Below are 21,670 nucleotides of genomic sequence, written 5' to 3' on the forward strand. Positions count from 1 at the left end.
CGGTAAGACGTTAGATAGCCTCAACGCATCCACCATGCAGACATAAAGCGCTCAATAATGGCGCTACCACCGCCGCGATGAATGAGGCGGGATGATGTCTTGAATGGATTTAATCGTGGTACTAATCGCCATGATGAATCGTTATCCGTCAACGTGATCGTTGCCACCCATCGCGCAAGGCGGTAGGCAGCAACGGGGAAATAAGCGCCGTATTAGGCGGGAGTTTGGTAAAGCGCGTCTTCTAGTTCGTGAAGGGCGCGCTGATAACCGGGCTTGCCGCCAAATGCCCGAACAAGTTCCATCGGCGCACCCATCTGGCTAAAGGGTGCCAATGTCAGCACTTTGGGGTCTTCTATCGGGGCAATCCCGGCATCGGCGTATTTATCCACTAGCGATTCCAGCACCTGACGGGCTTGGCCTTCGTAGCGGTTGAAAATATCGCGTTTCTTGACCTGTTCGGCACGCTCGCGGCGCGTGAGTGGCGGGCGGTCGAACGCGATATGGCAGATCACATCAAAGGGGTCGGGCGCTTCGCCCCACTTCTGGCCCAGTTCCTCTACCAGCGCATCCCAGAAAATACCTTCCTCGGCCAACTCATCAAGGATTGCCTGCTTGCGATCAGCATCTTGCCAGCGGCGCAGAAAATCGTCCAAGGAAGCAAACTGCGCCTTCACCTGTTTGCGCGTGTAGTCGCGCAGGCTTTCGGTGATCAGGTCGCCGTTCGCGTCGAGATATTGTACCCGCTCAGCGATGACATTCACCTCCACGTCATCCACCACGTATTTGCGCTGTGGCTCCGGCCCCTCAGTGGTGCTGGGGCCATGGGGATCATCTGTTTCCCAGGTCGCATCTTCCTCGACCTCATAGTCACCCCTATCGCTCTCGACGCCCTCAGTGGCCGCTTCATCATCTTCCATGCTCTCGTCTTCTGCGCCATAAGGATCTGACTGCTCATCCTCGGGCGCAATAGGGGCGTCGTCCGAGCGAGGCTGATACACCTGAACCGGCTCCCCGTCGAACTTGGGGTCAGCAAACAGTTCGGTGGCTTTTTTGAAGTCGAGGATGGTGAACCAGTGTTTGTGGTAATCGTCGTTAATGCGCGTGCCACGGCCAATAATCTGCTTGAACTCGGTCATCGACTGGATGCGCTGGTCGAGCACAATCAGCTTGCAGGTTTGGGCATCCACGCCAGTGGTTAGCAGTTTGCTGGTGGTGGCAATCACTGGGTAGCGAGCTTCTGGATTGGTGAAATTATAAATTTCTGCCTTACCTTCCTGCTCGTCACCGGTAATGCGCATCACGTACTTACGGTTTTCGGCCACTCGCTTGGGGTTGAGGTTGACCAACGCTTGGCGCATGCGCTCGGCATGGTCGATATCCTCGCAGAAGACGATGGTTTTTTGAAAAGGATCAGTGCTTTCTAGCAGTTCGGTAATCTTGCGGGCCACCAATATGGTGCGCTTTTCCAGCACCAACTGTTTGTCAAAATCCTTCTGGTTATAGATGCGGTCTTCAATCTCTTGCCCATGCTTGTCGACTTGCCCTTTGCTGGGGCGCCACCCCTGCAGGTCTTTATCAATATCCACCCGCACCACTTTATAAGGCGCGAGAAAGCCGTCTTCGATGCCCTGCTTGAGCGAGTAAGTATAGAGCGGCGCACCGAAGTAATCGATGTTGGAGACCTCTTTGGTCTCCTTCGGCGTAGCGGTCAGGCCGATGTGGGTCGCCGCGCTGAAATAATCCAGAATTTTACGCCAAGCGGAGTCTTCCGCAGCGCTGCCCCGGTGGCACTCATCAATGACCACCAGATCGAAGAAATCCGGCGAAAACTGCTTGTAGATATTTTGCGCTTCTTCGCTGCCGGTCACCGCCTGATAAAGCGATAGATAAATTTCGTAAGACGAGTCCACCGTACGGTTAGTGACCTTGGTCATTGCCTGGCCGAAGGGTTTGAAGTCATTGTTCTTGGTCTGGTCAACCAGGATGTTCCGATCAGCGAGAAACAGGATGCGTTTCTTTTGCTTGGCCTTCCACAGCCGCCAGATTATCTGGAAGGCGGTGAAGGTTTTGCCGGTACCGGTGGCCATCACCAGCAGGATGCGGTTCTGCCCACGAGCCACCGCCTCAACGGTACGGTTGATCGCCACCCGCTGGTAGTAGCGCGGCGAACGGCCACTGCCGTCATCATAGTAGGGCTGCTCAACAACAGGGCGGGCGCTTGGTTGGATGCCTTTGTAATGGCAGTAGCGCTCCCAAAGCGTTTCAGGGGAAGGAAATTCGGCCAGCATGAGCGTGGTTTCGGTTTGTTCACCAAGGCCCGTGCGGTCGTGAAACAAAAACCCATCGCCATTGCTGGAGAACACAAAGGGCACGTCTAATGCATCGCTGTAGGCCAGCGCCTGCTGCATGCCATCCCCAAGGCTGTGGCCGTTATCCTTCGCTTCGATCACGGCAATCGGTTGGTTTTTCTGATAGCTCAGCAGGTAATCTGCCCGGCGCTTTTTTCCCCGCGTATGCAGCCGCCCCCGCACAATGATGCGCCCTGCGGTAAAGGTCACTTCTTCGCGTATCTGGGTCTGAATATCCCACCCCGACCCCTTCAGCGCCGGTGTGATGAACTTGGTGCAAATATCGCGTTCGCTAAGAGCCTTCTTATCCATGGCAGCATCCTGCTTTTCTAGCGGGTTGGGCGTTGATTACCCAAGCTTACGATACTCAGTCAATTTAAGCATCCTGTACTAGGCTGGATTGGGCAGGCTAGCTGATCAAGCCACACCTCTTTTTTGGCAAGGAGCCATTGTGTAAGTCAAATTGAGCCTGATGACAGCAGACGAGACATCTAAGCCGTAATACAGGCGTAAGGGGTCGACTAAGGTGAATGAATATTCTGGAAGCTAGCTTATGGCTACCCAACGTGTGTGCGGATAAGGTGGACACGATATGCCATCAAATGATCAACAAGCCCATGATCACCCCCTCCAACGGCTCAAGGGCTCGGTCCACGAATATAAGGCACCCTTCGAGCCTGTTGGCGTCGACGACTGGGAAGCACTGCAGCAGGAATATCTGACGTACGACACTCCCGGAGATGAAGAGATGAAGCGTCGTACTTAGAGACGCATCACGCATACCATGTAAGCCAGCCGAAACGATTGGCTGTCGAGGGGAAGAGAAACATGAAAGTTACTGAAAAAGTCGAAGTTGATGCGGTCACCGACGTGGTATGCGATGTATGTCTCACCTCAACTGGCGTAGCAGGCGGCGGACTAGAATTCGCCACACTGCAAGCGCATTGGGGCTATGGCAGCCAACACGACGGCGAACGCTACGAATTGCTGCTTCTTCAGCACGTTGGCATACTTCAAACAAGAGCGTCGCGTGCAACACCTATTCAGCGAAGATGGCTGTCCTGGTGATTTGAATGCAGGCGACGAGTTTGGGCTGGTAGCCAAAGACAACTATTTTCGCGACCAAGGTAGCCGTTGACCGTGATAGATATTGCTCCATGCTCTGCCTTAGCCTTTGGCTGCACACGACCCAAAGCAGCCTTTTAGAAGCCCCTTATGTATGTTCAATGCCTTTCTAATAGTTTCTTATAAATAACCCGCTATCTAGGCCCTCAAAACGCGAGAATTGACATACCTACATAAAACGTAACTATTCAGCAGGTTCCAGGCTGTAATCGCCAGCCTGCTGTTTTTTCTGGCATAGTAATGTCATTCGGCAACTGTCTCATCAGGTAGCATGACCATCAGCTATATCAACGTCGACGAGGCCCTGGAACGGGTCAGGCAGCAGCTCAAGGAAGACGACACGGTGTCGACGTTGCCGTCGCTGCGTACTGCTGCTGATGCTGCTGGTCAAGCTGATGGCGGACCGGTGAGCGCAAACTCGGCGTTCAGCCAGGCCATGAAGGGACGACATTGGCGCCCGTCGATGATCCCGACGAGGTCGTTACGCTGTCTGTTGATCGTCGAACGCTGCCCAAGGGGCGCACTAGGCACCATTTCCCGACGGGGTGCAGCACCCGATACAGTACGGTCCGCGTCTCAAGGCCCATGTCGTCTATCTATCTCAGTACCAACTGCTGCCCTATGCTCGTATTCATTCGCTGCTGGCCTCGCAGTGTGACTTCTCGCTGAATCTGAAAAGCACATGCTGTCCTCGTACCACCATGATGAAAACTTGTCTGTGGCGGCGTGCACGCGTCATCCTGCGTCCGGTGGCAGTTGTTTAGCGATGCGCTTTCGTCTGCGCCGCCACTGGTGGGCGAGGGCATTTCTGCTGGTCAATTCGGTCAGGAACTTGATTTCCTCGCCGCTAACCTTTTCTTTCTATTGGTAAATCCACATGGAAGGTTGTACCCACTTGTTCTTTCGACGTGAAATGCACTTGTCCTCCCATCCCCTCGGAATAGGCTTTCACTAAGGCTAATCCAAGCCCGGTGCCTGGCCTTTTTGAATCATTGCTCTGAGCTTGGCTGAATTTTTCAAAGAGGTAGGGTCTGAATTCTTCAGGAATACCGGGCCCGCGATCAATGACGCTGATCCGCACCCATTCTCCATCGTCATGGCCTTCTTCGAGGTAGTGTGCCTCGAGCCTGACCGCTTCGTCTTCAGGAGAAAACTTGATGGCGTTGGACAATAGGTTAGTTAGCACTTGCTGCAAACGGTCCGGGTCGGCAAGCACGGCCACCGGCGCCACCTCGCCAGGCTCAAGACGAACTCCGTGCTTGTGGGCGAATCCCTGGTTGGTTTCCAGGGCTTCGTTCAGCACCTCGGCGAGATCCAGCGGCTGTAGCTTAAAGTCGACCCGGCCAAGCTCCGCTTTCTCAAGATCGAGAAACTCCGTGACCAGCCGTACCAAGCGCTGGCTGTTGCGCTGGGCAAGCGAGGCCATCTCTGCAACCGGCTCGGGCACAGGTCCCGCCATGCCGGAGGTGATCACCGAAAGCGCGCCGTCGATGGAGCCCAAGGGCGTGCGCAGCTCATGGCTCACTGTAGAGATGAGCTCCCGTTGGGCACGCTCAATGGCCTTGCGCTCACTGATATCGCGCACCACGCTGGCGAAGACGGGTACGCCAGTTTTGATGATTTGAAGGCGAATCTCCACCGGATAGAGAAGCCCTCCTTTGCGTCGGCGCATCTGTTCGCTGATCACGATGTCTTTCTCGCCATTTCGCAAAGGCCTAAGCAGCGACTCAAGTGCTTCTTGGTCGAGTTCTGGCATCATGTCTATAGGTGTCGACTCTTTCAGAGTATTAAGGTCGGTACCAATCTCCTCAAGGGCGCTGGTGTTGGCATAGACATAGCGCAGGCTGTCCATATCAAACAGTGCTACTTCTTCCGACATGGCATCAAGTACCGAGCCTAGCCAAGCGAATTTCGCTTCTTGCCGCCGGGTCTGGAGCAATGTCTCGACCAGTTGAGCCAGCGCATCGATGGCCTCGGTTTGCTCTTGCTCCAGCTGCCGTGGCTTGCGGTCCATCACGCATAGGGTGCCCAGGGCTTGGCCGTCGGCGCTGTGGAGGGGTTTGCCGGCATAGAAGCGGGCATGAAAGTCGCTTTCAACGAAGGGATTGTCGTGAAAGCGTGGGTCCTTTGTAGCATCCGGCACTTCCATGAGTTCTTCACTAAGAATGGCATGGCCACAAAAGCTCTCCTCGCGCGGTGACATTTGAAGGTCCATGCCGTAAGTGGATTTGAACCACTGACGACGGGAGTCAATCAAAGCAATGAAAGCATAAGGAGTATTGCAAATCTTCGCCGCTAGCGTAGTGACGGCATCAAATACCGGCTCACTGGGTGTGTCGAGGATGTAGTGATCGGCAAGGCTGGAAAGCCTTGCAGCTTCATTGGCGGGTAGGGGCGGCGTTTGCATAACAAAATTCCCAAATTGATAGCGTATCAATGATGACCGAACATTGGCAGTCTAACCATTGTAGAAGCTCTAACGTAGACATGGGGTTTTACCCAACAGCCTGGCAAGCATTGCGTTGATGGGCCGGGTATAAAGGCACTTGGTTATAATGCTAAGATCAGTTATTAAATGTGCATTTCCACGCTTTTCATCCATATTTGATGGCAAAGGAGTGCCATAAGCCCCTTAACCCGGTTGTTGATATGCTTCAGGCTCCTTTGAACAGGCGTCTTGCTGGCCCCTGGATAGCTTTAATCACTCTCGCGGCCGTTTGGCTGGCAAGTGCCCTGGGCGTTTTCCAGTTGCCCAATGCTTGGATGCACTGGCAGTTTCACCACCTCAATCTGGGGGAGAGACCCGTGCCCCAGGTGCTATTGGTGGAGGCCGACTTTGCGCAGGGCCAGCCAGCGCAGTGGCGGGCACTGGTTGAGCGTCTTGAGCAGTTTGACCCCGCGAGCATAGGCTTTCTGCACGAACCCGCTGAGCTCTCCAATACACAGCTTGAAAGTCTGCGAGAGTCAGGCGTGGTGATTGGCCAGACGGCGGCACAAACCGCGGGCACTAATCGGGTTCTGACGCTTCCTCCCTCGCAAGCCCTCGATAGCCTGGGTGTTCATCGCCCGCAAGTGATCGACGATGGTGAGCGTTATCACAGTACTGAGGCAGTGGTGGCGAGTAAGGCTAATGATACCATTCTCGTTGAGAATTCCTTTCTGATCGATTTTCGACCGGGGATGAATTACCTGCCGGCGGTTCAGGCTGAACGGGTGTTTCGAGGGGATCTCACACGCGATCTGGTCGGTGGTCGAGTGGTGCTGGTGGGTCGAAGTATTGATCCCACCAACCCTGCGCTGCTCACTCCCTTGCCGGAGGAAGCCAATGTGTCTCGGCTGGTGTATGCCGGTTATGCAGTAGATACCCTGCTCCGAGGGCAGCCCCTTCAAGCCACCAGTTGGTGGCAGAACTTGCTGCTGTCACTTGGTATTTTAGGCATCTCGGTGTTGCTTTATTTTCGTCTGGGGGTGCGCCACTCCCTGAGTGTCTCTATCGGTGGTATTCTTATACTGCTGACCTCCGGCTGGTTCTCTTTACACCTTTTAGGTATCTTTTTGCCGGTTGCCGAGCTAATGGCCTTCCATCTGCTGCTTTGGTTTTTGCTCTCCCGGCGCGAGCGACATCGCGAATCGGCGACTGTGCGTAAGCTTCTACGGGCCAGTAGCAGTCGCCTGCAAGAACGCCTGCTTCCTGAGGAGTTTAACGCCAGCCAGGAACCCTGGGGGCAGATCATCCTGCTTACCACCCAGATACTAAATCTTGACCGCGCCATTCTGCTTGAGCGCCAGGGCAGCGCTAAGCATCTACGAGAGGTGAAGGCCTACCGCTGTTCCATTGAGGATATCGACGAGCGTCGCCGTGACTTCGAGCGTACGCCTTACTCGACCGCCCTTGAAGAAGGTGGACCCATCGTGCTCTCCAATACGTTTTTGAAGAATCCGGCATCGGGCAGCCGTCAGTTTATGGTGCCTTTGGAGTTTAATGGTCAGCTCTTGGGTTTTTTGAGCGGGGAAGTGGCCGAGGAAACCCTCAAGAATAACCCGCTGTTTCTCTCTCTGTTGCGAGACTTTAGCAATCAGATCGGCGAGCTTCTGTATCAGCGCCAGCTGTGGCAAGCTCGCCAGCACAGTGAGGCCAGCCCATGGAAGCGGCTGGTGCGTCTCGAGTCGTTGGAGTCCGAGTACGAATCCCTAAGCGAGGTATCGAAGCTATTCGAGCGAAGGCTTGCGCTTTTAGAGAACGTATTCAACTCGCTTCACACTAGCACTATTCTCTATGACCTTTTTGGCCAGGTGATGCAGGTTAATCGCAAGATGGAGGAACTGGTTAGGCGTTCGGGCCTCTCCGTCTTTACCATGACCGCCGCCGATGCCATCGCAACCCTCGGCGGAATGCCTCTTGCGACTGCACGGGAACATCTTCAGCATATGGTGCTGACCGATGAGAGCCTGACTTTTGCTGCTAATCTGCCTGGCGTAAAAGGAGCTTTTTCGCTTAACGTGCGGCCACTGAAGAGTGCTGAGGCGGAAGCATCAAGCACGCCCACATCACCCTTTCGGATATACGGTTTTCTGCTTGAACTTGTGGATGTCACCCATCTTGTACGCCTGGAACGGCTGAAAGACGAGCTCAACAATAAAGTCAGCGCGGAGCTGCGCAATCAGCTAGAGGCTGCACTTTTGGCCGCCGAACTTGGCCGCCAAGAGGATGTGGCTATGGCAGATAAAAAGGCTTTTAGTGAGCTTATCGAGAGCAAGCTGCAGCAGATGTCGCACACACTGACACGTTCCCAGAGTATTACCAACGCAGTGCGGGATATCAGCCGGTTATCTGATTTTCCGGTCAACGTCACCGCACTGGCCGAAGACCTGGCTCAGCGCTGGGAGCGTCACCTGGCTAATCGCGAACTAACCTTTGAACTCGAGCGGCCCCCCTTTAACGCCTTTGTGCGGGTGGATGTGACCCAGATCGAGAATACGCTGGATGCCGTTGTCGCCGTGCTTGCCGATGACACAACCGCCGATGGGGTAGTGCGCTTAAAACTTGAAGAGCGCCACGAAGGCAACGTCTTCTGGACGTCCTTTATCTTCGAAAATACCGGCTATGGTATGCCAAAAGAACGGCTACGGGCCGCCATGGTGGGGTCAGCACATGACACTACCCTCTCCATGCATCGGTTAAAGCAGGCCGTGAATCAGGTGACTCTCTGGGGCGGTGAGCTGAGTGCGACGACTGCCATCGGCGAGGGCATACGTTTTGAATTACGACTACCGGGGTTTTCGCTAGATGACTAATTCAAAGACGATAAATAAATACATTCTCCTCGTTGATGACGATGCCGATGTGGCGCAGCTTCTTGGTTTTGTGCTGAAGCGGGCTGGCTTTGACGTTAGGCATGCCCCCAGTACCAAGAAAGCCATGGACGAAGTCACAACCGGGTCGCTACCCGATCTCTTTATCCTTGATTTATGGATGCCGGAACTCGACGGCGAATACCTGCTGCGCTGGCTTCGAGAGGAGCAGAAAATCGATCGGCCAATCATGATGCTCACGGGTACCGTCCGGCCAGGACTCGAAGAAGAACTCAAGGCCGCCGGCGCCGATGCAGTGGCCCACAAACCCCTCGATATCCAGGCCCTTGACGCCTTGGTGCGGGGGCTTTTGGAAAAATGAGTTGGGATTTACTGCCTTTTCAAATCTTTACACGAGGGCATGCGTTTAAGCTACTACTACCGGGGTTTTCGCTAGATGACTAATTCACAGACGATAAATAAATACATTCTCCTCGTCGATGACGATCCCATTGTGGCGCAGATTCTCGTTTTTGTGCTGAAACGGGCTGGTTTTGATGTTAGGCATTTCCTCAGCGCCAAGAAAGCCATGGACGAAGTCACAACCGGGCCGTTACCCGATCTCTTTATTCTTGATTTATGGATGCCGGAACTCGACGGCGAATACCTGCTGCGCTGGCTTCGCGACGAACAGAAGATCACAAATCCCATTATGATGCTCACAGGTACTGTGCGGCCGGAACTCGAAGAAGAGCTCAAGGCCGCCGGTGCCGATGCCGTGGCCCATAAACCCCTCAATATCCAGGCCCTTGACGCCTTGGTGCGGGGGCTTTTGGGAGAATGAGTTGGGATTTACTGCCTTTTCACATCTTTCCCGAGGGCAGTCTTGCAAGCTCGGTCATTACCACCGTTTGGGTGGGAATGGCTGTTGTCGCCTTCTTGAACCTGCGCTTTGGTTGGAGCCTGGCGGGCCTTGTGGTGCCCGGTTATCTGGTACCGCTTTTGCTGATAAAACCCTGGAGCGTAGCGGTAATCATCGGCGAGGGCATGGTGACCTATCTCGTAGTTCAAGCTTTCTCGACGCTTGGCGCACGCTATCTGGGCCTTGCCGACTTCTTTGGTCGTGATCGCTTCTTTGCCTTGGTGCTGACAAGCGTCATTGTACGGGTGGTTTTCGATGCCTATTGGCTGCCAGGACTTGGAGCCTTTCTCGATTCGAATTTTGGTCTCGAGTTCGACTACGCCAACAACCTGCACAGCTTTGGCCTGATCATTGTCGCCCTGATCGCCAACAACTTCTGGAAGCCCGGGATTGTGCGCGGCACCTTCTGGCTGTTGGTCACCCTCGCCGCGACTTTCGGCTTGGTGCGCTTTGGCCTAATGGAGTTGACCAACTTCTCGGTCGCGAACCTGAACTACCTTTACGAGGACGTGGCAAGCTCGATTCTCGCCAGCCCCAAAGCTTACATTATATTGCTGACCACGGCCTTCATCGCCTCACGCATGAACTTGCACTACGCTTGGGAATTCAACGGTATTTTAATTCCCTCGCTGTTGGCGCTGCAGTGGTATCAGCCGACCAAACTGCTGCTTACCTTCGCTGAAGTGGCTGTGATTTTGACCGCCGTGCACCTGCTGCTCAAACTACCGTTTTTTGCCAATATCAACCTCTCGGGCGCGCGCAAGCTGTTTTTCTTTTTCAGCGTTGGCTTCGTCTACAAGCTCCTGCTCGGTTACGGTTTTGAGTTTTTCGCGCCCTGGGTCAAAGTCACCGATTTCTTTGCCTTTGGCTATCTTATCTCGACGCTGCTTGCGCTCAAGATCCACGACAAGGACATTGGCATTCGGGTAACGCGTGCTACCCTGCAAACTTCGCTCACTGCCGTGGTAGTGGCGAGTTTTGTGGGGTTTGCACTGAGCTTTATTCCGGCAAAACTGATCGACGAGGCCGTCGTCGATAGTGAGCCCCTAGTGATGGCGCCGCCCACCGAGGCAACGATTGGCGATTTACTCCTGCGCCAGCGAGTGATCGACTATGGCGTAGTTGGACGTGAAAATCTGCCGCAGCCCAGCGGCGCCGAGCTCGCTCGCTTTCAGGCGGCTCTTGTGGCTCTCAAACGTTACCGCGACGTGGGCGATGCGGAACAGCTGGAGCAGGCTCAGCGCGGACTACAAGAGCTTGGTTACACCATTTCAAGAGCCGAAGGGCGCTACCTCGTTTTGAGCGAAATAGGCACCCCGCGTGGGTGGGGAATCTTCGTCATCGATACCCAACCCGAAAGTCGCCTGGTGGTGGAAATACCCGCGGCCATTGGCGAACGAGGCATCACTGAAGCGGGCCTTGCGCTTTTTCGCGAACAAAAGGCCGCCGCCCTTGCCTTGAGTAGTCTGCGCCCGCGTGAAAGCACCGCTAATAACATCGATGTGACGCGCAATCCCGGCAGTTTCTTTCATCAGTTTCATCAAACCTTTGGCCCGCGCAATGTTCTTCAGGTGCGGCTGATTACTCGGACAGCGGCCCGCGAATTGCTGGGTGGCCGCACACCAGGAACGTCGAACCTGCTCGCCATGCCAAGCCAGTTGCTGGTGAAGCAGCAACTCCCCGAAGGTCTAGGGCTGCAGCCTCTCGAGGCCATGCTCGGCGAGCTTGTCGTACGCTGGGACGAGCCCACTATCCCCAATGTCCAGCGTGAGCGCACCCGCTCAGGGTTTGCCGAGCTCTACCTCAACCCGGACTCACTACGCCCCTTGCTGGCTCGTAGTCACAGTCAAGGAGTCTCGCCGACACCTCTGGTGAGTCGCGAGGGCGCTTTGAGTGACTACCTGCTGGAAAGGACCGCCCTGATCCGCGATGCGACGGGCTTAGATTTTCGCCAGCCAAGTCTCGATGAGTTGCTGTTTTTTGATCTCGAAGTGCTAAGCCCTCTGATTGAACTTGCGGCGAGCGGTGCCCAGCGAACATGGACCGAAGAAGTGCTGAATGAATTGCGCTACCTCAATGACTTGGCCCGAGGGCTTGGCTATCGCATTACTCGTTTTCACGACCGCTCGCGCAATCAACATTATCTGATTCTGGAAAATACCCAGGATGCTACGCCTTCTCAGTCTTGGGGCACTATCGTCATCCCTATCGCAAGGGCATCCTCTCAGTTTGTCCAAGTGCCACGACCGCGTTACGAGCGTAATACCTTGGAGGTCGGCACCATGCTGTTCCAGAACCTCGAGGCTCGCGCACTTTTGATCGCTGGCAGCCACCCTTTTCTCGACCCAGCAGGGGGAGCGGATGTGCTGAATCCGCGCAACCAGCGCAGCTTGTTCAATCTCATGCATCAGGTACTGGTGCGTGAAGCGGGCAGCGCGCCGCTACTTGTCACTCAGGTGCGTGGTATGGGGGAGAAAGCGAGCATACAGGCGCAAAGCCTTTTGGCCTTTACGGATGGTCTGCGCCCCGAAGCCGTGCCGATGCCATTACGTGAACGGTTGCGCAGCACACTCAAGGTTATGGGACTTGCCCCTGAGGAGGTTCTTGGAGGAGAGGCCACTGCTGGCTACGAGGTGGGCAGTAGTGCCCAGACCCGTTATCTGGCGGCCACTCGCAACACAGATTTTGCAACTGTCTGGATCGCACCTTCAAGTCGGCGCGCTTTCGAACTTGCCGCCGATGACCGCCAGCAAAACCTGCAGTTTCAGGCCCTAGAAATCGATACTCTCGATAGCCCGTTAGCTGAACAAATCGAACGGTATGCACTTTCGCCGGCGCCGTTGCCGAAGAGTATCGCGTCACTTTTGCAACATCACGTGGAAACCGGCGATATTGTCGCCCTGCGCTCACTGCAGCGCCGGGGTTATCACCTCGTTCGTGTGATGGATCCCGAATCCCGCCAGGCATTTTTGTTGGTGACTGACGTGGATGAAGCTCGCTCGATTTTAGCGATTGCTAACCTGAACCCTCTGAGCCAGGAGATCATCGATCTGGCGCCGAATAGCCTGCAGGCTGCAGAACTCGAACGCTTCATAGACCAAAGGGCTTTTCTACTGCGTGCGGGGAGCGAGCAATGAGGCTACTTGGCCGTCTGCTGCTATTGTTGCTATTTGCTATTGTAGCAGCGTTTTTTTACCAGCCCCTGCGTTCGCTGTTTCAGGTGCCAGCCTCCGCACCGGATATCATCCAACAGCTTGATTTGGAAGCGCGACCCTCGCCGGTTTATTTTCTGCCCGAGGATGGCTGGCTGACTTTTCCGATCATCAACCAGGCCGCAAGGCTGCGTGTCTTGACTCATGCTGGCGCCCATTCTGAAGCCAAAAAGGAAGCCCCGCTGCGCTATGTTTTGAAATACCAGCTCCTTGATAATGATCTAAGGCTGCTACACGAGGGCCGCTATACCCAAGAAACCCGAATCCCTCAACCGCTTTATAAGGATGGCATACCGGTTGCGCGCAATCTCTATTCCGACCAGGCGCTTGCTGTAGCCGTCGGACAATCCTTCAACATGCAGCTGGACGCACTGCCACGCACCGCTTTCGTGCGTCTGCGCCTGCAGCCCCTTGCCGCGCCTCTTAAGAACGTCGCCGTGCGAGTCTACTATGAAGAGCGTATGAGCGAGCGGCAGGCATCGGTTGCCTGGGAGCGGCTGAGCCAAGTTCAGAAGGAGCGCTTGACCCAGGGCGTCATCTACCCGCCAGAACTGCTCACCCGCCAAGAAAGGCTGAACCTGCTAGAACGTCAGTGGCAGCCGGTGGGGCCGTTGGGCACTAGCCCTGCCCAAGGAACCCTGTTCAGTATTCAGGGTGCCGAGACTTTCGTGGACCCGAACCTCGTGCCCAGAGCTCCCGGTCTTTATGCCGGTCCGGATCGCTTGGGCGTTCTACCTATCGAGGAAGAAGGGCGCTACCGCCTCCAATTCATCCCCCTTGTAGACGAAGGGCTTGATATTGAGCTTGCGATTAGCCATGTCACCGAGCAAATTGAGCAGCCTAGTAGAGAGCGGATAAGCCTTGATAGCGATCCCACATCAGGGGAGCGCGCATTTTCTCCCGGGCTTTTGGTAGTCACGCCGAACCAGCCCGGAATGCTGGATATTATTCCCCTCGACTCCCCCGAAGAGGAGAGCGCACTGCCCGAGCCGCGCTACCTGCGGGTCTGGAAAGTGCAGCCGGGGCTTGCGGTGAATTTTCAATTTCTGCCAGGTGAAAGTAGCGGCACCTCATTGCGCCTTGACCTGCGCGCCCACGGTAGCGGGAAGACCCTATCGCAAGAGAAGAGGATCCAAGCTGAGTACCGGCTGCTGAATGCCCAAGGCAAGGTAGTGGATGCGGGCAAGCTTGAGGCCAGTGTTGTGCCTTCCATGATTGATCGGGTTGCGGATACCCAGCCAGTGGCGGATCTTTCCGATCCGGCGAATTTCTATCTGCGTTTGCCGCCTGAAGCGGTTCACCTTGAGGTGACAAGCCAGCAGCAGTTGCTCGCTAATGCCTATACCCGGCCCGATGACCTGCCCCATCGTACTCGAGTACCGATGGATTACTATGCTTGGCGTGGCGATAATGCAGGTCAACCGAGCTGGTTTATTTTGCAACCACCGGCAACAGAGCCATCAACGAAAGAAGCTTCCTTGGACGCACCGGAAATAGAGGAAAGCCTGGTGCTGCATGTCCAGTCGCGCCCGCCCGGACGCAATCCCGAACTGCTGGCCGGACGCTACCAGTGGGAAGCGCTTGACCCCCAGCTTGCCGCTCGCGGCGCGCGGATATTGATCCCCCGTCAGGGCGAGGAAAACCTGCGCCCAAGGGGCCTTCCTGGCTACTTTCAGTCCCTCAAGCAGGGCACTCAAATAGTGGAATTCAACGCCCCCGGCGTCGCTCGCCGGCTCGAGCCGCAGCTTATTTATTTGCGCGAGGCGTCAGCCCCCTTTAGCCTGCGCCTGCGTATCGACGGCAGGACAGTGCGACACGAGTTGATTGGCAGGCGCGGCGAAATAAGCCTCCCGCCAGTCTCCCCAGGTCAGCATGAGGTAGAACTTGATGCCAACAGCCCGGGAACCTGGTTTATCAACTACCGCTACCCTGATGAGACGGGCTATCTACGCCGCATAGCGTTCCGGCTTCAAGACGAAGCGCTGCGCTATCCAGTCGATAAACGCGAGGATGGCCAGCTTGTGGGTGCACGCTTTTACTCCCTTGGCGAAGCCGGAGAGCCAAGCACGGTCCGCGTACGCATCACGCCCGATGCTTTGAAAGAGGAACCGGCTCAGGAATGGACACATCTTGAACGGCTTTACCAAATAGTACCCACCACCGAGGAAGCAGAGGTGGGCCATGTGCTGGACCGGCAGTATGGGCGACTTTCTCAGGGTCAACCTATCTTGATCAACCTTGGTGCGGATATAGCTGATGGCCCAGTTAAGGTGGAGTTTTCGCTTCAGAGCGGCGCGCCAGGCTACGTGGTTTTTCACGAGATACTGCCGGGACAACATTTGCGTACGCGAGGTTTCAACGAGGAAGATGATCAATGAAAAAGAGCAATGGCTACCTGCTGGCCGCAATGCTGCTGATTCCGAGCGTGATAACGCTTGCTTCCTCAGAGACGTTGAGTCTTGAGGCCTTGTTAGAAGAAGTGCGTAGCGAGGATTACGCTATACCCGATGCGAAAAGTATCGGCCAAGCACAGGCAGGGTTCAGATACTGGCTGGCTGCAGATGATCGCCTTGAAGCGGCGCATAGCTTTGAGTCCCCTGGCTTCGACACCTTGGGCTTGGCGCCAGTCGAGCTAGCGGAACCTGGCTTCGTCGCCCTGATTGAGCAGGCCGACACCCGCGACGGGCGTGGCTTATTTGCCGCCCGTGCGGAAGGTGGTACGCCGCTTCTGATTCAGGCGCCTCACCAGTACTATGACCTGCGAACCGGTACTCTCGCGCGCCAGCTCTTTCTGGAAAGCGATGCCATGGCCGCGGCATGGAACACCACTCATCGCTACCACAGTGACGACACCGACCTTGTACATATTGGTGATAGCTATCTCCATGCCCTAAGCCGTGCCTTTGCTGATATACATCCGGAAGGGCGCATACTTCAGTTGCATGGTTTCAGCACTGCCAAGCGTGACAGTTATGCTGGTCGTAGTGCCCAGGCAATATTAAGCGATGGCACCCGTTACCCTTCCAGAGCACTGGCGCAACTGGCCGCGTGCCTGGCCGACCGGCTCGATATCCGCGCGCTGCTTTATCCAAGGGATGTTCGTGAACTTGGCGCCACTACCAATACCTTGGCTGCCGACTTGCATCGTCGCAACTTTGACGGATTCGTGCACTTGGAGCTTAACCCCGATCTGCGTAAGCGCTTGGTCAGGGACAAGGATGCCCGAAATATTCTTATCCAGTGTGTAGCGGAGACTTCATCATGAGATGGCTTGCCGTGATTCTAGCCTCTGCGTTGCCCCTGAGTGCGATCGGCGAAAACCTGCCCAATGTATCCCCTTACGCCTCAGATCCGCTCTCCGAGCGTGAGCGCGCCAGTCAGGCGCCGCGGCTCTTCTGGGAAGACGCACAACGGCTGGATCACTCAAGCAACGGCCGAGTAAGGCTCGATACCGGCGAAATCGCCACCTTCGAGCTTGGCGCACAGGGCCATCTGCGCCTGCAGTTGGATGACGACCAGTCGCCACCCTTGCTTTGGCTTTCTCGTGATGGCGAGCTCTGGTGGCAAGCATCCTGGACGCCGAGCAGTGAAGGCGATGAATGGTTACACGTCCAGGACAAGCCATCGCCCTTGCGAGCCCAACTAGAGGCCGAGACGGATTTTCGCGGGCAGCTGTTTGTTGCCGCACTCGACCCCGTGGACGCACCGGATACCTATCAGGAAACCCACGCGAGGCCGGTGTTCGAGCCAGACCAACTGATTGATGATGACGGCGAGCGGCGTGACGTTCAGCGTCTGGAACAAGGTGAGGTGACCGAACTCGAGGTGGAAGGTCCGGTCGTGCTGGCCGTGTCCAGCCGGCCGGCTGAAGCAGCAAAACAGCAGCAGTACGCCTTGAGCTGGCGCCTGAATGAAGGCGCCTGGCGACAGATTAGCATTGAGCGCACTCAGTTGAGCTCACTCTATCAGGAGGCAGGCACCGTGCGCTTTCACGGTGGCATGGATCGGCACTATATAACCATTCCTGAAGGGAGACACCGACTCAATCTCAAGGCTTCACTGGCGCTTTTTGCCCGTGTTGAACAGGCCGAAGCAGACTATTTTCTTGATTTCAATGAGCCTGAGCCGACGACGGCCGAGCTTACCCAAGGGCTTCTCGAGTATCCCTTGCGCGCCAATAATAAAACGCTGGAAGAAGTTGATGCCCTGCGTCAGTCCAACCATCTCGATGGTGCGGCCGATATTGCGCTTGGATTTCTGGAACGACACCATCTCGATCAGGCGTCGAGTCCGTTTCCTGGCGCACAGCAACAGAGCGCCAGTCAGACCCTTGCTGGGGAAATCGAGCGTAACCAACGTTTTTTTCGGACTCTCTTTCCTGATGCCAGTGCGCGTCCTGAAGGTGCTCCACTGACTATGCATACGGCCTGGTTCGCGACTACCAGCCCGTTGGATATTGAGGCCGACGAGGATTATTACCTGGGAGAAGAGGTGCTTGAGCGCCTGAGCCAGGGCCTTTTTGTCGAACTAAATAAAGAACCACTGCGTTACTCCCTGCCCAAGCGAGCAGGGCCTTCAAGGTTGCGCCTTGCTGTCGCGCGGTTGCTGCATCATGAGGCCGATTTCTGGGTGCAGTTCGACGATGCACCGGCCCAGCGGCTCAGACTATCGGCGCTTGCCAAGGGCGTTATGCTTCCCACACCTGAGGATGCAGTGCTGTCACACAGAAAAGCAGCGGGGAAGGCGTTGGTGCACCCGACCCTGGGAGGGGATTTCACTGCAAGCCGCGAACCAGGACATTACTGGCCAGCTGCCAGCGCCGAGCTACCTTTGCCTGCCGATGTCGATGAAGTGCGGGTCTGGAGTGGCCAGCCGCTCTCAGTCGCGCTTCAGTACCGGGCAAGCCAGCCTTTTGAGGCCGGTGAAAGTGCTTATCGTGCGCTGCTCGAACAGGCGCCCGACGTGGGTGTTGCCCACTTGCACCGAGTATTTGAGGCGGTAATGAACCCTGCGCCGAGTCCTCTTACACTTGACCCGACGCCGGAAGAGGCGCTGGAGAATCAGTGGTATCCCATGCTGCGTTACCTGCACGCTGCCCAGACGGCCTATCTGGATGACCAGAAACCGGAAGTATCGAAGACGACAGTTAGCCATCTGGATGAGCGCTTAACAAAAGCCAGTAAAGAGGCACAGCGCGAAAACTGGGTCAGCGTATTGGAAATACTCGGCCAAGCGGGTTACGGGCATCATCCGGTGGCCTATCAACTGTCGCAGCAGGCTTTAGAGCAACTCGGTGAGCACTATCTGGCTCGTCGTCAGCGCTTGGCCACGGCGATCTTTGGGCGTGATATAGCCGCCAAGCGTCTAGCGACTGATGAGACGTTGAGGGATTACGCCAACACCCAGAGTTGGGGTAGCCAGGTTCGCCTACTGGCCGCCCGTTATCTGCGCGAAGGCGACAAAACGCTTCTCGACCCTCTGGGTGAGGCGCTGCACCGTGCTGGAGATTCTCTCTGGGCGACTCAGCTGGGATTGCTTCTCAATCATGAAGGGGCCACCCCTGAATGGCTGCCAGAAGCAGCCGAGGAGGCTGGCTGGCACGCGAGCGCGAACGGCGTCGAGCAAAGCGCCGCCAAACAAGCACTGCGTCAAGGTGACCTGGCCGCCCGAGAGGGCAATGACGCTCAGGCCATGGATCACTGGCAAAACGCCGGGGAAGAGGGACGCAAGAGAAGGGAGCGCATGCGTACCGCCAAGGGCATTGCTCGTCAGCTGAAAAAACCGAACCATGATCAGCGCCTGGCAGGTATCGAGCGCTGGCTTGATTGGTCATTGTCGTCAGAACAAGCCTTTGACTGGGTCTCGCTGAATAGCCGGATTGAACGTGCTCAAGGCTTTGCGACATTGTTCAGCGAAGTCACACAGAGGCCTCTTACTTTACCGCGCACAAGCAAGGATGCGCCGCTAGAGGTCGAGGTGGTGGGGCCTACAGTGCTGCGTGTTCAGCTACGTCGGGTAGCGCCGGATGCCCGTGAAACTGAGGAGCTCGACTGGCTTTCAGCAGAACTTGTTGATGACGCGGGCAAGACGATGACACTTAAGTCGCCTATTTTGAGTCGCGCGGAAAACCCTTACCTTCAGTCGATCCATCAAGGTATGGCCACCGCGACAAGCGAAGATAAATTGATGGTATTGCCTCCTGGCCTTCATCGTGTCCGTATCAGTCCCCAGCGTCACGCCTACCTGACCCAGCTTTGGCAGTGGCAGCCGGTTAATCCTTGGGCGGTCTTGCCGCCAGTGACGCCCTTGGGCTTGAAGGACCTGCTTCAAGCGTCTTCCAGTAGAGATGATTTCCTGACGTCTCCGCTGCCCAAATACTTTCAGGTGCTTGACGGCGAGCTTGAGCCACTAACGGTCATGCCTGCAGCGCAGCTTTATAGTCGCGAGCTTGTCCAAGCGAATACAGTTAGCCTTCAGGATTCGCTTGAAGCACTCGAGTTTCCCACGCAGGTTGATGTTGTCGCACGAACGACAGGGCCGGAAAAATGGCCGCAAGGTAGCCAGCTGGTACAAGTCGACAACATCGCGGTCGGCTCTGGTGTGCCCGTCTTGCCTGAACATGCTTATGCCGTTGCCGTGGCGCTGATTTGGCAGCTTGAGCAAACCCCTGAAAACAGGGAAATGGTGAGTGCTCGTCTGGCGCAGTTGGCTGAGGTGCATTCCAAGGTGCCCGCTATTCGCCAACTGGCCGACAGCATGCTTCAAGGCTATCGCTGGGAACGAATCAGCAGCAGCTTCGAGAGTGCAGGGGTGCGTCAATTGCCACTGCAAGAACCGATGCATTCGCCCTTCAGACGCGTGCGCCAAGCCTTGTTATCCGATATTGCCGCTAATGCCATGTTCTTGAGCGGCAGAGGTATTGAAGGCGTAGAGCTTTACACACCCGAACCTCTGACGGTTAGATTGCACCTCGCTCAGCGCGTTTTGCCTCATGAGGCGAGAGTTCCCGCTGAGGTGATGATTCAAGTGGATGAGCGCGAGCCTCGGCGGATTCGTCTACTACAACGAGAGATCACCGAGCAGATCCATCTGCAGCCTGGAGAGCATGCCCTGCGGCTGCGGCTGAAAGAACCCCGGCAGCAGCAGTATGTGACCGCCCGGCTCACTCGCGACGAGAGCGGGACACCTCTACTTGAGGAAGAAACGCGCACTTATCATATTGCCGCGCCAGATCAGCCAGCAAGCTTCTATATCAAGGGGCCTGCCTGGGTGCGCGTCAATGAATGGTCGCTATATAGCGACGCCACCTCCTACCGTTTCGTGGCGCCCGGCTGGCAAACTCTAACGTTCGAGGCGGGAAGTAAAGAGGATCGCTATTACCGCTTGCACGTGCTGCGCCAGTCGCCCAGTGTCGATGTGCCACTTGAGCCGAGTATGGTCAAGGCAAATCTTGCTGTTCCTGTTCGCGGGCCTGCGCCTCCACCGGAACCGACCGCACCGCTGGCATGGAGTGTGGAAGATCATTATCTGCCTGGTGCTGGCCTGGACAGCTGGGGTGGTTACTTGGGCTTTGTCGAGCGGATCGACGGCAGCGAAGACGACGTGGAGCCGATCCAGGGAACAACGGCTCTTGAAGCCGGTGTTAGCTATCGTTTTCGTCAGCCGGATAGACGACTCTTCAGCCGCAGTGATCTACTCTTGCGTCAACTTGAGGGCAGCCAGGAAGTAGTCGGTGCCAAACAGTGGATAGATTTTTATCCCGACAATAGTGATTGGCAACTTGGCTTTTTCGGTGAAGCCTACCTTCAGCCCGGCCGAGTGGATGACGTTGATGGCAGCAATCATTGGTCGGCGCGGTTGCAGGGGAGTGCTGAGCGAACCTACCGGTTAACGCCGCGACTTCGGCACGAGCCGGCGATTACCCTGAATCAGCGCTGGTTGAGCCTGGATTCGGAGACTTTGATAAATCTCGGCGATATAGACCCTGATATTTTCTCACCCTACAAAGACGATCACAGACGAAGCCTGATACTTTCTGATCGCCTCACGTGGTCGCCCCATCTGGATCAACGGATCTACCTTGAAGGGGCGCTAGTGAGCAATGAGTCTCTCAACCCCTTCGACCCAGATTATGGGGAGGTCTCTACCTCCGCCAGGCAGCTATTTGGTTCCGTTTCTGGAGAGTTGGGCTTACGTTGGCGGCGTTACTTTAATGATGGCGATCGCAGCAGTAGCACTGATCAAAAGCGAGTCTTCTTGGGGGCTGATCTGCTGCGCTTTGATAGTGGCACCAATGCCTGGACATTGAGTGCGCAAGGGGACTATGACGTCGAACGCAGCGACTTTGGTTTCCGGCTGGATCTAGGGTTCGAGTCTAACGAAGGGCGTCTGAGCCCGGCTAAGCGTCCGGATGAAATGGCATTTGTGCCGCTGAGACGTGCTCAGCAGCGCGGGCGTGTGAAAACCAACCGCTTGACGCCACAGGGCCCACAGGAAATGGACGTGCCAGCATTACAAAATGGGGGCGATATTGCTGTCACGCACGCCGTGGATCGCTATATCCAGGTGATGGCATTGAGTACTCAGGCTGCAGCACTTGAACTGCAGCAAACGCTTGATCAAAAGCTGGATATGCCCACTCGTCTAGTGAGTGGCGGCGGTTTTCACCGTGTGCAGGTGGGCACCCATGCGCATGGTGTCGCCTCACTGCGACAGCACTTAAACGCCCTAGGATATGTTGATACCTTCATGGTGAAGCAAGACTAAGACAA

11 protein-coding genes are annotated in these 21,670 nt (G+C 55.9%); 9 read left to right on the plus strand and 2 right to left on the minus strand.

Going from position 1 to position 21,670, the window contains the following annotated elements:
• Positions 1–212: 212 nt before the first annotated feature.
• A complete protein-coding gene (hsdR, locus tag QC823_RS14190; protein WP_309657004.1) occupies positions 213–2,660 on the minus strand; it encodes an EcoAI/FtnUII family type I restriction enzme subunit R in 2,448 nt (815 codons plus the stop codon).
• A 280-nt stretch (positions 2,661–2,940) separates the two neighbouring features.
• On the opposite strand from hsdR, the gene QC823_RS14195 reads away from it, so the two are divergent.
• Both QC823_RS14195 and QC823_RS14200 read left to right on the plus strand, forming a co-directional pair.
• Entirely contained in the window at positions 2,941–3,114 is a 174-nt protein-coding gene (locus QC823_RS14195; RefSeq protein ID WP_309657005.1) for a hypothetical protein, read from the plus strand.
• Positions 3,115–3,176: 62 nt separating this feature from the next.
• On the plus strand, positions 3,177–3,416 hold the full coding sequence (locus QC823_RS14200; RefSeq protein ID WP_309657006.1) for a hypothetical protein: 240 nt from the start codon (positions 3,177–3,179) through the stop codon (positions 3,414–3,416).
• Positions 3,417–4,320: 904 nt separating this feature from the next.
• Here the strand turns inward: QC823_RS14200 and QC823_RS14210 are convergent.
• A complete protein-coding gene (locus QC823_RS14210; protein ID WP_309657007.1) occupies positions 4,321–5,880 on the minus strand; it encodes a GAF domain-containing sensor histidine kinase in 1,560 nt (519 codons plus the stop codon).
• A gap of 242 nt (positions 5,881–6,122) precedes the next feature.
• Here QC823_RS14210 and QC823_RS14215 point away from each other — a divergent pair, with 242 nt between their 5' ends.
• The 7 genes from QC823_RS14215 (at position 6,123) to QC823_RS14245 (ending at position 21,665) form a co-directional block, all read left to right on the plus strand.
• Entirely contained in the window at positions 6,123–8,768 is a 2,646-nt protein-coding gene (locus QC823_RS14215; RefSeq protein WP_309657008.1) for a CHASE2 domain-containing protein, read from the plus strand.
• Positions 8,761–9,147, plus strand: coding sequence for a response regulator (locus QC823_RS14220; RefSeq protein WP_309657009.1), 387 nt, complete (start codon positions 8,761–8,763; stop codon positions 9,145–9,147). The genes QC823_RS14215 and QC823_RS14220 overlap by 8 nt, the downstream gene beginning before the upstream one ends.
• Positions 9,148–9,222: 75 nt before the next feature.
• Positions 9,223–9,609, plus strand: coding sequence for a response regulator (locus tag QC823_RS14225; protein WP_309657010.1), 387 nt, complete (start codon positions 9,223–9,225; stop codon positions 9,607–9,609).
• Positions 9,606–12,824 carry a poly-gamma-glutamate biosynthesis protein PgsC/CapC gene (locus QC823_RS14230; RefSeq protein ID WP_309657011.1) on the plus strand — a complete coding sequence of 1,073 codons (3,219 nt, stop codon included), beginning with the start codon at positions 9,606–9,608 and terminating at the stop codon, positions 12,822–12,824. The genes QC823_RS14225 and QC823_RS14230 overlap by 4 nt, the downstream gene beginning before the upstream one ends.
• Positions 12,821–15,277, plus strand: coding sequence for a hypothetical protein (locus QC823_RS14235; RefSeq protein ID WP_309657012.1), 2,457 nt, complete (start codon positions 12,821–12,823; stop codon positions 15,275–15,277). Before QC823_RS14230 ends, QC823_RS14235 begins: the two co-directional genes overlap by 4 nt.
• A complete protein-coding gene (locus tag QC823_RS14240) occupies positions 15,274–16,164 on the plus strand; it encodes a hypothetical protein (protein WP_309657013.1) in 891 nt (296 codons plus the stop codon). Before QC823_RS14235 ends, QC823_RS14240 begins: the two co-directional genes overlap by 4 nt.
• Complete coding sequence (locus QC823_RS14245; protein ID WP_309657014.1) at positions 16,161–21,665, plus strand: hypothetical protein; 5,505 nt, start codon at positions 16,161–16,163, stop codon at positions 21,663–21,665. The genes QC823_RS14240 and QC823_RS14245 overlap by 4 nt, the downstream gene beginning before the upstream one ends.
• Positions 21,666–21,670 lie beyond the last annotated feature (5 nt).

It is taken from the genome of Vreelandella vilamensis (genome assembly GCF_031451755.1).
In the GTDB taxonomy this organism is placed as follows: domain Bacteria; phylum Pseudomonadota; class Gammaproteobacteria; order Pseudomonadales; family Halomonadaceae; genus Vreelandella; species Vreelandella vilamensis.

Excerpts from the sequence above, each read along its gene's own strand:
- QC823_RS14225 (WP_309657010.1), top strand. The coding sequence starts at position 9,223 with ATGACTAATTCACAGACGATAAATAAATACATTCTCCTCGTCGATGAC.
- QC823_RS14215 (WP_309657008.1), top strand. The coding sequence starts at position 6,123 with ATGCTTCAGGCTCCTTTGAACAGGCGTCTTGCTGGCCCCTGGATAGCT.
- QC823_RS14195 (WP_309657005.1), top strand. The coding sequence starts at position 2,941 with ATGCCATCAAATGATCAACAAGCCCATGATCACCCCCTCCAACGGCTC.
- QC823_RS14230 (WP_309657011.1), top strand. The coding sequence starts at position 9,606 with ATGAGTTGGGATTTACTGCCTTTTCACATCTTTCCCGAGGGCAGTCTT.
- QC823_RS14235 (WP_309657012.1), top strand. The coding sequence starts at position 12,821 with ATGAGGCTACTTGGCCGTCTGCTGCTATTGTTGCTATTTGCTATTGTA.
- QC823_RS14240 (WP_309657013.1), top strand. The coding sequence starts at position 15,274 with ATGAAAAAGAGCAATGGCTACCTGCTGGCCGCAATGCTGCTGATTCCG.
- QC823_RS14245 (WP_309657014.1), top strand. The coding sequence starts at position 16,161 with ATGAGATGGCTTGCCGTGATTCTAGCCTCTGCGTTGCCCCTGAGTGCG.
- QC823_RS14220 (WP_309657009.1), top strand. The coding sequence starts at position 8,761 with ATGACTAATTCAAAGACGATAAATAAATACATTCTCCTCGTTGATGAC.
- QC823_RS14210 (WP_309657007.1), bottom strand. The coding sequence starts at position 5,880 with ATGCAAACGCCGCCCCTACCCGCCAATGAAGCTGCAAGGCTTTCCAGC.
- QC823_RS14200 (WP_309657006.1), top strand. The coding sequence starts at position 3,177 with ATGAAAGTTACTGAAAAAGTCGAAGTTGATGCGGTCACCGACGTGGTA.
- hsdR (WP_309657004.1), bottom strand. The coding sequence starts at position 2,660 with ATGGATAAGAAGGCTCTTAGCGAACGCGATATTTGCACCAAGTTCATC.